Annotated in this window: 13 protein-coding genes and 1 tRNA gene; 10 read left to right on the top strand and 4 right to left on the bottom strand. The window is 73.1% G+C overall.

The annotated features are described in order from the left end of the window. Positions 1-13: 13 nt before the first annotated feature. Genes trpD through EOE48_RS22995 form a run of 4 tightly spaced genes read left to right on the top strand, consistent with a single transcriptional unit; the run spans position 14 to position 3,666 of the window. Positions 14-1,027: an anthranilate phosphoribosyltransferase gene (gene trpD, locus EOE48_RS22980; RefSeq protein WP_127733220.1), complete on the top strand. Its 1,014-nt coding sequence runs from the start codon at positions 14-16 to the stop codon at positions 1,025-1,027. 49 nt (positions 1,028-1,076) lie between these two features. Further along, entirely contained in the window at positions 1,077-1,922 is an 846-nt protein-coding gene (gene trpC / locus EOE48_RS22985; RefSeq protein WP_127733221.1) for an indole-3-glycerol phosphate synthase TrpC, read from the top strand. A 35-nt stretch (positions 1,923-1,957) separates the two neighbouring features. Beyond that, entirely contained in the window at positions 1,958-2,443 is a 486-nt protein-coding gene (gene moaC, locus EOE48_RS22990) for a cyclic pyranopterin monophosphate synthase MoaC (RefSeq protein WP_127733222.1), read from the top strand. After that, positions 2,440-3,666 (top strand): molybdopterin molybdotransferase MoeA, encoded by a 1,227-nt coding sequence (locus tag EOE48_RS22995; RefSeq protein WP_127733223.1) that lies wholly within the window; start codon positions 2,440-2,442, stop codon positions 3,664-3,666. The genes moaC and EOE48_RS22995 overlap by 4 nt, the downstream gene beginning before the upstream one ends. Positions 3,667-3,730: 64 nt before the next feature. On the opposite strand, the gene EOE48_RS23000 is transcribed toward EOE48_RS22995, so the two are convergent. Continuing rightward, positions 3,731-4,426 (bottom strand): cell wall hydrolase, encoded by a 696-nt coding sequence (locus tag EOE48_RS23000; protein WP_127733224.1) that lies wholly within the window; start codon positions 4,424-4,426, stop codon positions 3,731-3,733. 277 nt (positions 4,427-4,703) lie between these two features. Between EOE48_RS23000 and EOE48_RS30300 the strand changes: the two genes are divergently transcribed. Both EOE48_RS30300 and EOE48_RS23005 read left to right on the top strand, forming a co-directional pair. Continuing rightward, complete coding sequence (locus tag EOE48_RS30300; protein WP_281292798.1) at positions 4,704-4,838, top strand: hypothetical protein; 135 nt, start codon at positions 4,704-4,706, stop codon at positions 4,836-4,838. Positions 4,839-4,913: 75 nt separating this feature from the next. Then, positions 4,914-4,988 (top strand) — tRNA-Thr (locus EOE48_RS23005). A gap of 25 nt (positions 4,989-5,013) precedes the next feature. Here EOE48_RS23005 and EOE48_RS23010 read toward each other — a convergent pair. Continuing rightward, positions 5,014-6,243 carry a hypothetical protein gene (locus EOE48_RS23010; protein ID WP_127733225.1) on the bottom strand — a complete coding sequence of 410 codons (1,230 nt, stop codon included), beginning with the start codon at positions 6,241-6,243 and terminating at the stop codon, positions 5,014-5,016. Between the two features lie 53 nt (positions 6,244-6,296). Next, entirely contained in the window at positions 6,297-7,547 is a 1,251-nt protein-coding gene (locus EOE48_RS23015; protein WP_127733226.1) for a NupC/NupG family nucleoside CNT transporter, read from the bottom strand. Positions 7,548-7,805: 258 nt separating this feature from the next. Here EOE48_RS23015 and EOE48_RS23020 point away from each other — a divergent pair, with 258 nt between their 5' ends. The 4 genes from EOE48_RS23020 to EOE48_RS23035 all read left to right on the top strand — a co-directional run bounded on the left by EOE48_RS23020 (position 7,806) and on the right by EOE48_RS23035 (position 11,918). Beyond that, positions 7,806-9,923, top strand: coding sequence for a carbohydrate porin (locus EOE48_RS23020; protein ID WP_246154736.1), 2,118 nt, complete (start codon positions 7,806-7,808; stop codon positions 9,921-9,923). A 161-nt stretch (positions 9,924-10,084) separates the two neighbouring features. Then, positions 10,085-10,210, top strand: coding sequence for a type B 50S ribosomal protein L36 (gene ykgO / locus EOE48_RS23025; RefSeq protein ID WP_127733227.1), 126 nt, complete (start codon positions 10,085-10,087; stop codon positions 10,208-10,210). Between the two features lie 74 nt (positions 10,211-10,284). Beyond that, complete coding sequence (locus EOE48_RS23030) at positions 10,285-10,881, top strand: tetratricopeptide repeat protein (protein WP_127733228.1); 597 nt, start codon at positions 10,285-10,287, stop codon at positions 10,879-10,881. After that, a complete protein-coding gene (locus tag EOE48_RS23035) occupies positions 10,878-11,918 on the top strand; it encodes an alpha/beta fold hydrolase (RefSeq protein ID WP_127733229.1) in 1,041 nt (346 codons plus the stop codon). Before EOE48_RS23030 ends, EOE48_RS23035 begins: the two co-directional genes overlap by 4 nt. 278 nt (positions 11,919-12,196) lie before the next feature. Here the strand turns inward: EOE48_RS23035 and EOE48_RS23040 are convergent, their stop codons facing one another. Next, complete coding sequence (locus EOE48_RS23040) at positions 12,197-12,976, bottom strand: succinate dehydrogenase iron-sulfur subunit (RefSeq protein WP_127733230.1); 780 nt, start codon at positions 12,974-12,976, stop codon at positions 12,197-12,199. Between the last annotated feature and the right edge of the window lie 7 nt (positions 12,977-12,983).

Raw genomic sequence — 12,983 nt, forward strand, 5'->3', positions numbered from 1 at the left:
GCCCGTTCCCGTCATGGACTCGTTCAAGCCCTACCTGGCGAAGGTCGCCACGGGCGCCGCGCTGACGCGCGACGAGGCGCGCCGCGCCTTCGACCACCTGCTGTCGGCCGAGGTCACCCACGCCCAGGCCGGCGCCTTCCTGATGGCCCTGCGGGTGCGCGGCGAGACGGTCGAGGAGATCACCGGCGCGGCGATCGCGATGCGCGAGCGCATGACCCGGGTGACGGCGCCGGCCGAGGCGATCGACATCGTCGGCACCGGCGGCGACCATTCCGGCAGCTACAACGTCTCGACCCTCGCGGCGATCCTGGTCGCGGCCTGCGGCGTGCCGGTGGCCAAGCACGGCAACCGCGCCGCCTCGTCGCGCTCCGGCGCCGCCGACGTGCTGGCCGCCCTCGGCGTGAAACTCGGGCTCGATCCCGCCGGTCTGTCGCGCTGCCTCGCCGAGGCCGGCCTGTGCTTCATGTTCGCCCAGGCCCACCACGCCTCGATGCGCCACGTCGCGCCGGTGCGGGTCGAGCTCGGCACCCGCACCCTGTTCAACGTGCTGGGGCCGCTGTGCAATCCCGCCGGCGTCGGCGGGCAGTTGCTCGGCGTCTACGCCGCCTCCCTGGCCGAGCCGATGACCGCGGTGCTGGGCGAGCTCGGCAGCCGGCGGGTCTGGACCGTGCACGGCTCGGACGGGCTCGACGAGATCACCACCACCGGCCCGACCGCCGTGGTCGCGCTGGAGGACGGGGCGACGCGCCGATTCACCCTCGACCCGCGCGAGTTCGGCATCGCGCTCGCGGCGCCCGAGGACCTGCGCGGCGGCGACCCGGAGCACAACGCGGCGGCGCTCACCGCCGTGCTCGACGGAGCCCGCACCGCCTATCGCGACATCGCGATCCTCAATGCCGCCGCGGCCCTGGTGGTGGCGGGCAAGGCCCCTACCTTGCCGGAGGGCGTTGCCCGCGCGGGGCAGGCGATCGAGACCGGTGCGGCCCGGGCCGTCCTGGCGCGTCTCGTGGCCGTGTCCAACGCCTGAGGTGAGTTTTTCCGTGCTTGCTGCGACTCTCCTCCGGAAGGAGCCGGCCTTGCTCGAGACCGACCCGAACCCCGCCGCCCCCCGGCCCCGCCCGGCCGACGTGCTGGCCCATATCGAGGCCTACAAGCGCCGCGAGATCGCCGAGGCGAAGCTGCGCGTGCCCCTGGCCGAGCTGGAGAAGCGGGTCGCCAAGGCCGATCCGCCGCGCGGCTTCGCCGACGCCCTCGCGGCCCATCTCGCGGCGGACCGCCTCGCCCTCATCGCCGAGATCAAGAAGGCGTCGCCCTCCAAGGGCCTGATCCGGGAGGATTTCGACCCGCCGGCGCTCGCCCGGGCCTACGAGGCCGGCGGCGCCTCGTGCCTGTCGGTGCTCACCGACGAGCCGTCGTTCCAGGGCAGGCCGGACTACCTGCGCGCGGCCCGCGCGGCCTGCGCCCTGCCGGTCCTGCGCAAGGACTTCATGTTCGAGCCCTACCAGGTCTTCGAGGCCCGGGCCTGGGGCGCCGACTGCATCCTCGTCATCATGGCGAGCCTCGACGACGAGGAGGCCGCCGCCCTGGTCGAGACCGCCCACGACCTCGACATGGACGTGCTGGTCGAGGTCCACGACGAGGCCGAGCTCGCCCGGGCGATTCCCCTCGGCGCCCGGATGATCGGGATCAACAACCGCAACCTGCGCACCTTCGAGGTCTCCCTCGACACCGCGATCCGCCTCGCCCCCGGCGCGCCGAAGGACCGCATCCTCGTCGGCGAGAGCGGCATCGCCGGCCATGCCGACGCCCGCCGCCTCGCCGACGAGGCCGGGATCCGCGCGCTGCTCGTCGGCGAGAGCCTGATGCGCGAGGCCGACGTGACCGCCGCGACCCGCCGGCTCCTCTTCGGCAAGACGACCTGATTCCGACAAGACCCGATCCCGCCGGGAGACCCGCCATGGCGAGCCTGACCCACCTCGACGCCGCCGGCGCGGCCAACATGGTCGACGTCACCGACAAGCCGGCGACGGACCGCACCGCGCGGGCGGAGGGTCTGGTGGTGATGCTGCCCGACACGCTGCGGCTGATCCGGCAGGGCGATGCCAAGAAGGGCGACGTGCTCGGCACCGCCCGGCTCGCCGGCATCATGGCGGCCAAGCGCACCCACGAGCTGATCCCGCTCTGCCACCCGCTGCTCCTGACCCGGGTCCGGGTGGAGTGCGAGCCCGACGACGCCCTGCCGGGCATCCGCGTCACCGCCGAGGTCCGGGTCCAGGGCCCGACCGGGGTCGAGATGGAGGCGCTGACCGCCGTCTCGGTCGCCTGCCTCACGGTCTACGACATGGTGAAGGCCGCCGACCGCGCCATGCGGATCGAGGGCGTGCGGCTGCTCGCCAAGAGCGGCGGGCGCTCGGGATCCTTCGAGGCGGAGCCGGCGCCGTGACGCCGCCGCTCCTCCCGGTCGCCGAGGCACTCGCCCGCATCCTCGCCGGCGTGGTGCCGGTCGAGGCCGAGACGGTGGCGATCGACGCGGCCGCCGGGCGCACACTGGCGGCCGACCTGCCGGCGGTTCGCACCCAGCCGCCCTTCGTCACCTCGGCGATGGACGGCTACGCGGTCCGCGGCGAAGACGTGACGACGATGCCCGTGCGGTTGCGGGTGGTCGGCGAGAGCGCCGCCGGCCGCGGCTGGCGCGGCCGGCTCGGCCCGGGCGAGGCGCTGCGGATCTTCACCGGCGCGCCGATGCCCGACGGCGCCGACTCGATCGTGATCCAGGAGGACACCCGCGCCGAGGGCGACCACGTCGTCGTGCTGGAGGCCAACCCGCCCGGCCGCTACGTCCGCGGCAGCGGGCTCGACTTCCGCGAGGGCGACGTGCTGCTGCGGGAAGGCGAGCGTCTCGACGGCTGGCGCACCGCCCTCGCGGCCGCCGGCGGCCACCCGCGGTTGAGCGTGCGGCGCCGGCCGCGGGTCGCGATCCTCGCCACCGGCGACGAGCTGGTGCGGCCGGGCGAGCCGGCGTCCTGGGACCAGATCGTCGCCTCGAACGGCCTCGCGCTCGCGGCGCTCGCCCGCGAGGCCGGGGCGGAGGCGATCGACCTCGGCATCGCCGGCGACAGCTTTTCGGAACTGGAGGCCGCCATCGCCCGGGCGCGCGACGCGCGGGCCGACCTGCTGGTGACCCTCGGCGGCGCCTCGGTCGGCGACCACGACCTGATGCAGTCGGCCCTGGTGCGCCAGGGGCTCGACCTCGGCTTCTGGCGGGTGGCGATCCGGCCCGGCAAGCCGCTGATGCACGGGCGGCTCGGCCCGATGGCGGTGATCGGCCTGCCGGGCAACCCGGTCTCGTCGGTGGTCTGCGGCCTCGTCTTCGTCCGTCCGCTGATCCGCGCGCTCCAGGGCGATCCGTCCGCGGCGGCCGACCGCAGCGAGCCGGCGCTCCTCGGCACCGACCTGCCGGCCAACGACACCCGCCAGGACTACCTGCGGGCGCGCCTCGACACCGCCCCCGACCGGCTGCCGGTGGTGCATCCGGCCCCGCGCCAGGATTCCTCGATGCTGTCGGTGCTGGCGAGCGCCGAGGCGCTGCTGATCCGCGAGCCCCACGCCCCGGCGGCGAAGGCCGGCGATCCCTGCCGCATCCTGCGCCTCGACCGGACCCTGTAGCGCCGGCCCTCGGGCCGGTGCCGGCTCTGGAGCCGGTGCCGGCCCGAGGGCCGGCGCCTGGGCATCAGCCCGGCGACTGCGTGCCGGCGACCGCGGCGACGCGGCAGATGTTGCTCGCCGGACCGAGTTCCGCGAGCGCGGTCGGGCGGGCACGGACCGGCGCCGCATGGGCGACCTGGACCAGAGCCTGACGGAAGGACGGCAGCGGCGCGCCGTGCGCCACCTGGACCGGAGCCGGCGCCGCATCGCGGGCGCGCGGGCGCTTCTCGTAGAAGGCGTTGCCGCCCGCGAAGGCGACGTAGTGCATGTTGTTGTAGGGGAAGCGCAGGCCGGCGGTGTGGAAGAACATCGCGCTGCCGACGCTGCCGTGGCGCTCGCCGGAGAGCAGCGCGTCGGCGACCTCCGCGGCCTTCTCCCGCTCCTTGTCGCGCATCGGCTTCGACAGCACGCCGGGGGCGAACTGGCGCTTCTGCCCGACGACGCCGCAGATCGAGGCCGGGTACTGCTCGGCCTCCAGGCGGTTCATCACCACCGTCCCAACGGCGAACAGGCCCTCCTCGCTGGTCCGGTTCGACTCGAAGTACATCGCCCGGGTCAGGCACTCCTTGTCGGCGGAGGTGACGGCGGCGAGGTGCTTGGTGGTCTTCGGCAGGCTGCCGGTGGTGTCGAAGCCCGGCTGGACCAGGCTGCAGGCGCCCAGGTGGGGGCCCGCGACGGCGACCGCCAGGGCGGCGATGGAGAAGCTCCGGATCCGCGGCATGCAGCCCTCTTGCGTGCAGTGGGTCGGACGGCGCGAACCGTCCCGCTTATCCGGTCACGCTTGTGTCGGAATGTGGCGAAGGCGGGGCGAACCGTTGCCGGCTCGGCGGTGGAGGCGGGCGTGGAGATCGGTTCGGAGGCTACCTGTGGCCGGAAAGCCTCGAAACCGGCGCTCACCGGACCGTGATCCGGGCATCATCACGGCGCCACGAAGGCGGCCGACCGTGAGTTCGGGACGCCCCGGTGTCGGCGAGCGTCCCGCGGAGGCCCGGTGACCGATGGACCTGCTGCAACTCTACTGCCTCGTCGCGCTTCCCGTGGCCGCGCTCGGCCTCTACGGCCTCGCCCGGACCGTCGGACGCCGAGCCCCGCTCTCCGACGACGCCCCCCGCTCGCCGGAGGCCCGGTCATGAGCCGGTTGCGCCTTGACGCCGACGGGCCGAGGGGCTTTTAAGACCGGACGCCCCGGACCGTCGCGGTCCGGCCGTGCCGGTGTAGCACAGCGGTAGTGCAGCGGTTTTGTAAACCGAAGGTCGGGGGTTCGATCCCCTCCGCCGGCACCATCCGGTCTCTCGGCGCCGCACACCGTCACGGCGTCCCGTTCTGGGTCACGGTTCCGCGAAAGACCGCGTTGCCCCGGCTGTCGAGGGACGCCACCGGCTGTCCGTTCCAGATGGTGACGAGGCGCTGCGTGCGGGAATCGTAACGCTGGCAGACGTTGAATCCGGCGAAGCAGACCTGCTGGCCGGGGGCAACGACGAGCGCGGTCGGGGCGCCGCCCTGCGGGTCGATCGTGGCGGCTTGCGTGTCGATCGCGGCGTGCGACTTGTGGCCGGCGACCTGCAGGCTGACCTTGCCGGCCGCGCGGTCGAAGATCAGGGCCTCCGAGAACGTGTCGCCGCCGAGGTCGAGCTGGTTGGCGGCCAGCCCGTATTTCGAGCTGCTGTCGAGCGCAATCAGTGCGTCCGAGGACAGGTTGCGGCCGCTGAAGCGCAGGCCCCAGATGGTCTTGTGGCGCTCCGTGCCGTCGCTGGCGATCTCGATCGCGTGGGTCGCCTTGTTCTCGCCGCCCAGGCCGATCCGCAGCGCCGTGCAGTTGTGGCCGAGCGGACAATCCATCCCCGACTTGTTCGAGAAGTCGAGTTCGGTGTTGATGTTGAAATTCGTCGGCGCCCCGGGCCGCATGATGAAGTTGTTGGCCTGCACCCAGGCATTGCCGGAGCCCGGCATGACCTCGGTCTCGAAATAGGCGGCGAGCTTGGCCGCGATGGCGCCGCGGTTGATCCAGGCCAGCCGGCACGATCCGTCGGCGACGACCGCACCCTTCGGGTCGTTCTGGTCGGGCAAGGCCGGCGCCTTCGTGCCGGAGGTGCAGGCATCCCGGACCCGGAAGACGTTGTCGCCGGACCGGACGTAGACGTTGGCGCCCGCCGCGTAGGAGGCCCCGGCGCGCCAGTCCGTCAGCCGCCCCGTCCGGGAGGTGAGCGACAGCGCGAGGAGCTGCTCCTCGGCCTCGCCGTCGAGCTTCGTCTCGCCGGAGACGACCAGCGAGGCGCGCTGGTTGCGGTCGACCGACCCGACGAGGCAGGCGAGGCCGGGACAGTACGCAACCCCCATGCCGGGGGCGGCGAGGATCGCGTCGGGGTTCGGCGTGCTCTGGAACGTCGTGTCGGTCGGGGCGACGCCGGTCAGCCGCAGGCTGCGGAGCGAGGCGGCGCCGGAGGGCGCGACCGTCACGTCGCCGAGGGCCGGGCGGGCGTCGTCGCGCGCGGCGGCCGACCCGGCCAGGATCAGCAGGAGAGCGAGCGGGCGGAGCATGGACGGGCCTCGGGGCAGGGAGGGTTCGGGCGCCCGATCATCCGGGCTCCACCTCACCCGGCGATGAACGCCCCGGCGATCGCCGCGCTCGTCAGGTTCGACAGGGTGCCGGCGAGGATCGCCCGCAGGCCGAGGGCCGCGACCTCGGAGCGGCGCTCGGGCACGAGGCTGCCGAAGCTCGCGAGCTGGATCGCGATCGACGCGAGGTTGGCGAAGCCGCACAGGGCGAAGCACAGGATCGCGGTGGTGCGGGTCCCGAGTTCGCCGCTCCTCAGCACCGGCGACAGGTTGGCGTAGGCCAGGAACTCGTTGAAGGCGATCTTCTGGCCGATCGCGCCGCCGACCAGCGCCGCGTGCTCGGCTGGGACGCCGAGGAGGCGGGCCAGGGGCGAGAAGACGAGGCCGAGCCCGCCCTGGATCGAGGCGCCGGGCAGGCCGGCGAGGCGGCCGAGCCCGGCCACGCACCCGTCCACCAGCGCGATCAGACCGACGAAGGCGACGAGCATCGCCCCCACCGCCACCGCGACCGCCACCCCCTTCTGGGCGCCGTCGGCGGCGGCCTCGAACAGGTTGACCGCGCGCCGCTCGCCGAACTCGACCCGGGTCGTGGTCACCCCGGTCGGCTCGGTCGAGGGAACCAGGATCTTGGCGTAGAGCAGGCCGCCGGGGATCGCCATGAACGAGGCCGCCAGCAGGTACTCCATCGGCACCCCGAGGGCGGCGTAGCCGGCGAGGATCGAGCCGGCGGTCGAGGCGGCCCCGCTCGTCATCACGGCGAACAGCTCGGCCCGGGTGAGCAGGGCGAGGAACGGCCGCAGGGCCACCGCGATCTCGCTCTGGCCGATGAAGATCGTGACCACCGCCGAGAAGGTCTCGATGCGCGACGTGCCGAGCAGCCGCTGGAGCGCCGCGCCGAGCCCCCGGGCGAGCGCCTGCATCAGCCCGAGATGGTACAGCACCCCGATCAGCGCCGAGACGTAGATGATCGGCACCAGCACCCGGAAGGCGAGCACGAAGCCACCCCCGCCGAACAGCTCCGCCATCCGCGGCCCGACGAGGCCGCCGAACAGGAACTCGGTGCCGCGGTCGCCGTAGGACAGGACGGTCTGCACCCCGGCCGCGACTGCGCCGAGCGCCTCCCGGCCGAGCGGCCAGAACAGCACCAGGGCCCCGACCGCGACCTGGAGGCCGAGGGCGGCGAGCACCGTGCGCAGGCGGATCGCCCGTCGGTCGGTCGAGAGCAGCACCGCGACGCCGACGAACAGCGCGATGGACAACGTTGCGTGGATCACTCGTTCGAACATGCCGGCCCACCGTGACGCTGCGGTCGATCTGCAAGGCCGATGCCGGCCGACGGCTGTTGCGCCGAGCCCACACCCCCGGGCAACACGCAGGAGACCGAGTCCGGATGGTAGCCGGCTTTCGATATCAAGTGGTTGCGATAGGAGGGTTTTTCGCCGCAGCACGGGAGCGGGGGGAGTCTACGTCCCCCCGCGCGGGATTTACAAGCCAAGGTTGGCGTGGATTCAGGACGGACCCTTCCCAAGCGACAGCGGTCGACCATGCCGATGCCCCGCCTCGCCCTCCGCGCCCGGCCGACGATCCTCCCCGCGGTCCTGGCCGGAACGGTCCTGGCGGGCGTCCCGGCGCTGGCGGCGGATCCCGGTATCCGACCGGTGCCGGGTGGCCCGGGGCCGGCCTATATCGACTGGTCGGGCCCGTATCTCGGCCTGGAGGGCAGCGCCGGCGCCTCGTTCGGCGACTATGCCTTCGGGCCGACGACGATCGGCGGGCGCGCGATCCCGGCCTTCCGCTCGGGCGATTCGACCCGCCGCTCGGATGCCGGCCGCGACGCCACCACGGCGGTCGGCGGCGTGTTCGGCGGCCACAACTGGCAATGGGGTCCCTGGCTCGCCGGCGTGGAGGCGGACGTCTACGGCGCCAACCTGAAGCGGCCGGTGCCCTCCACGATCCGGGGCTTCGGCTACGAGGACGCCCCGGCCTTCGCCATCATCCGCGACAAGACCGACGTCTACGGCACTGCCCGGGGCCGGGTCGGCTACGCCTTCGACAGCGCCCTCGTCTACGCCACCTTCGGGCTCGCCGGCGCCAATGCCCGCATCCTCGCCGACTACCCCGACCTCGCCACCGGCGAGGTCGCCAGCGCCCGGCGCGAGCGCTCGTTCCTCGGCTTCACCCTCGGCGCCGGCCTGCAGATCGCGGTCGCCCCGACCCTCTCGCTCGGCCTCGACTACCGCTACGTCGACCTCGGCAGGAGCGGGCGGTTCGCCCTCGGCACCGTGCCGGGGCCGGCCGGCGGGCCGGTCGCGACACAGGCCGCGTTCGCCTCGCACCAGATGATGGCGCGGCTGGCCTGGCACCCGGAGGGCCTGCGCCTGCCGGCGGACGCCGACGTGCCGGACGACCTGTCGAGCCGGTTCTCCCTGCACGGTCAGACCACCTTCCTCAACCAGGGCGTGCCCGGCTTCCGTTCGCCCTATCGCGGCGAGAACAGCCTCGTGCCGCGTCAGGCCCAGGCGACCACCACCGCGACGATCTTCCTCGGCCTCAAGCTCTTCGAGGGCACCGAACTCTACTACAACCCCGAATTCAGCCAGGGCTTCGGCCTGTCGCGGACGCTCGGCGTCGCCGGCTTCGTCAACGGCGAGGCGCAGAAGGCCGGCGCCCCGTTCCCGAAGCTGCGCTCCAACCGCTACTTCGTGCGCCAGACCTTCGGGCTCGGCGGCGAGACCGTGACCGTCCCGGACGGCCCCAACCAAGTCGCCGCCACCTACGACGTCGAGCGCATCACCGTGGTCGCCGGCAAGTTCGCGCTGGGCGACTTCTTCGACGGCAACGTCTACGCCCACGACCCGCGGGTCGATTTCATGAACTGGTCGCTGTGGGCGTCCTCGGCCTGGGACTTCCCGGCCAACCTGCCCGGCTTCACGCAAGGCGTGATGGTCGAGTACAACCGGGCCGAGTTCGCGATCCGCGCCGCCTACACCCAGGTGCCCAAGCAGCCCTCGAACGACGTGCTCGATCCGCGGGTGTTCGAGCGGGCCGGCGTCAACGTCGAGTTCGAGGGGCGCTACACCCTTCCGGTCCTGGCCCAGCCGGGCAAGCTCCGCCTCGGTCTGTTCTCCAATGTCGGCAACTCGGCGAGCTACCGGCAGGTGCTGGCGCTGACCGGGGCGGGCGCCTTCGACGACATCAACGACGCCGCCGAGGCGACCCGCCGGCCGCGGCGCAAGTCCGGCGCCTACGCCAACCTCGAACAGGCAGTGACGGCGGATCTCGGCGTCTTCGCCCGCGCCAGCGCCTCCGACGGGCGCAGCGAGAGCCTGTCCTTCACCGACATCGACCGCAGCCTGTCGGGCGGGATCTCGCTCAAGGGCACGTCGTGGGAGCGGCCCGCCGACACGGTCGGGATCGGCGCCGCCGTCAACGGCCTGACCCGGGCGCACCAGGACTACTTCGCCGCCGGCGGCCTCGGCCTGCTGATCGGCGACGGCCGCCTGAACTACGCCCCCGAGCGCGCCTTCGAGGCGTACTACGCCGCGACGCTGATCCCGCGCGTGGTCGCGACCCTCGACTACCAGTTCGTCGCCAACCCGGGCTACAACCGCGACCGCGGCCCGGCCCACTTCTTCGCCGCCCGGCTGCACGCGGATTTCTGAGCACCGACGTTCCGACATCACCTCCGCAGATTGACTTTTCGCAGTGCCCCTGTCAGTCAGCCGCCTTCGCACCGGGCGGCGCCGCGTCGCCCGGCCCTGGCGTTCGGCCCCGGCCGGCGCGGCGATCCGTTCCACACCCGCCGGACCAAGAGACCAAGACCATGAAGATCCGCAACTCGCTGAAGTCGCTGCGCGGCCGGCATCGCGACAGCCAGCTCGTGCGCCGCAAGGGCCGCGTCTACGTCATCAACAAGACCCAGAAGCGCTACAAGGCCCGCCAGGGCTGAACCCCCGCGCCGGCTTCGCCGCCGCGGCAAGCCATCGCGTTGACGGACCCGCGCCGGCGCCGGAAGGTGCCGGGATGCGCCGTCCGCTTCTCACGATCTGCATCCTCGCGATCACCCAGGCCGGTTTCCTCGGGACGCCGGCCTTTTCCGCGTCCGAGCCGGCCCCGGCCCGCAAGGACGCGCCGCGCCCGCCCGTCACCCTCGACGACCTCTACGCCCGGCTGAAGCAGGCCGGCGACGACGCCGAGGCCAAGGGCGTCGCTCAGCTCATCGAGCGCCGCCTCGACCGCTCCGGCAGCGACACCGCCGACCTGCTGGCGAACCGCGCCGGCGAGGCGCTGAAGGCGAAGGACTATCCGCTGGCGGTCGAACTGCTCGACAGGGTCGTGGCCCTGGAGCCGGCCTGGGCCGAGGGCTGGAGCCGGCGCGCCACCGCCTTCTACCTCCTCGACGACCCGACCGGTGCGGTGGCCGACCTGCACCGGGCGCTGAGCCTGGAGCCGCGCCACTTCGAGGCCTGGGCGGCGCTCGGCCAGATCTACCTCGCGGGCGACGACAACGCCCGGGCACTCGCCGCCTTCCGCCGGGCCGAGGCGCTGTATCCGCGCATGGGCAAGCTGCGCGAGGCGATCGAGCGCCTCGCGCCCGACGTCGACGGCCGCGATCTTTGACGCCCGGTGACCGGCGCACGAGATGGCGGCGGGTCGGCCGCGTGACCGCGATCCTGGCCGGGATCCTCCTCGGGCTTCCCTTCCTCGTGCTGGCCGGCGCGGCGGTGGCGACCCTCGTCATCACGAGCCAGATCGAGGCGCGCTATCCGCCGGCCGGGCGCCGGGTCGCGGTGCCGGGCGGCCATCTCGCGGTGATCGAGGCCGGGCCCGGCGAGGGCGCGGCGAGCCGCGGCACCGTGGTGCTCCTGCACGGCGCGTCCGCCAACGCCATGGACCCGATGCAGGCGATCGGCCGGCGGCTCGCCGGCGACGGCTTCCGGGTGCTGTCCTTCGACCGGCCGGGATTCGGCTGGAGCGACCGGATTGAGGGCGCGGCCGCCGCCTCCCCCGCCGTGCAGGCCCGGCTGATCGCCGCCGGGCTCGGCGCCCTCGGGGTCGGCCCGGCCCTGGTGGTCGGCCATTCCTGGTCTGGGGCGCTCGCCGCCACGCTCGCCCTCGACGCGCCGGAGCGGGTGGCCGGGCTGGTGCTCCTCGCCCCCGCCACCCATCCCTGGCCCGGCGGCACCGTGCCGGGCTATGCCGGCTGGTACCGCTCGGTCTTCGGCCGGACGCTGCTCTGGATCGCCGCGCGCACCGTGGCGGCGCCGTTCGGACTCTACGCCCTCGACCGTTTCGCCGCCGTGGTGTTCAAGCCCGACCCGATGCCGCCGGGCTACGCCGACGCCGCCCGGGTCCCGCTGGTGCTGCGGCCCTCGACCTTCGAGGCCAATCTCCAGGATCTCGACGGGCTCTACGAGTTCCTGGCCCGGCAGCGCCCGCGCTATCCGCAGATCGCGGCTCCGACCGTCATCATCGCCGGCGATGCCGACCCGATCGTGCGCACCCCGGTCCACGCCGAGGCGATGGCCCGCGACGTGCCGGGCGCCCGTCTCGTGGTGCTGCCCGGCACCGGCCACATGCTGCACTACACCGCGAGCGACGCGGTGGTGGCCGAGGTGGAGGCGCTCGCGGCGCGGGTGCGGGCGGGGGCGGAGTAGGCGGTTCGGGAGGCGCAGACTCGACGCCCGAACCCTCCCCCCTCTGCGGGGAGGGTGCCCGGCGGATGCCGGGCGGGAGAGGGGATGCCGTTTCCGGAGAAGCCGCGACCCTGGTCAACGCCGCTACGTTCTGAACCGTCGCGTTCCCCTCTCCCGGCTCACTCCGCTCGCCACCCTCCCCGCAGAGGGGGGAGGGTCGAGGTTGCGGCCGCTTCGACCGACCGTCCGGAGCCGTGACGAGTCTCCCGGTTCGGAGCACTCCCCGCACCCCCTCCCGCTCACACCTCGCGGGCGATCATCATCTTCTTGATCTCGGCGATCGCCTTCGCCGGGTTCAGCCCCTTCGGGCAGGTGTTGGCGCAGTTCATGATCGTGTGGCAGCGGTAGAGCCGGAAGGGATCGTGCAGCGTGTCGAGCCGCTCGCCGGTGTGCTCGTCGCGGCTGTCGATCAGCCAGCGATAGGCCTGGAGCAGGGCCGCCGGGCCGAGGAAGCGGTCGCCGTTCCACCAGTAGCTCGGGCACGAGGTGGTGCAGCAGGCGCACAGGATGCACTCGTACAGCCCGTCGAGCCGGGTGCGGTCCTCCGGCGTCTGGCGCCACTCCTTCTCGGGGGTCGGCGACTCGGTCTGGAGCCAGGGCTCGATCGCGGCGTGCTGGGCGAAGAACGCGGTCAGGTCCGGCACCAGATCCTTCAGCACCGGCATGTGCGGCAGCGGGTAGATCTTGATCTGGCCCGACTGGCAATCGTCGATGCCGAGCGTGCAGGCGAGGGTGTTCTGCCCCATGATGTTCATGGCGCAGGAGCCGCAGATGCCCTCGCGGCACGAGCGCCGGAAGGTCAGGGTCGGATCGATCTTGTTCTTGATCCACAACAGCGCGTCGAGCACCATCGGACCGCAATCGTCGCGATCGACGTAGTAGGTGTCGATGCGCGGGTTGGCGCCGTCGTCCTGGTTCCAGCGGTAGATCCGGAACTCCTGGACGTTCTGACCGGCAGGCCGGGGCCAGGTCTTGCCCTCGGTGTACTGCGAGTTCTTGGGAAGGTTGAACTGGGCCATGGCTTGA

This window comes from Methylobacterium oryzihabitans (assembly GCF_004004555.2).
In the GTDB taxonomy this organism is placed as follows: domain Bacteria; phylum Pseudomonadota; class Alphaproteobacteria; order Rhizobiales; family Beijerinckiaceae; genus Methylobacterium; species Methylobacterium oryzihabitans.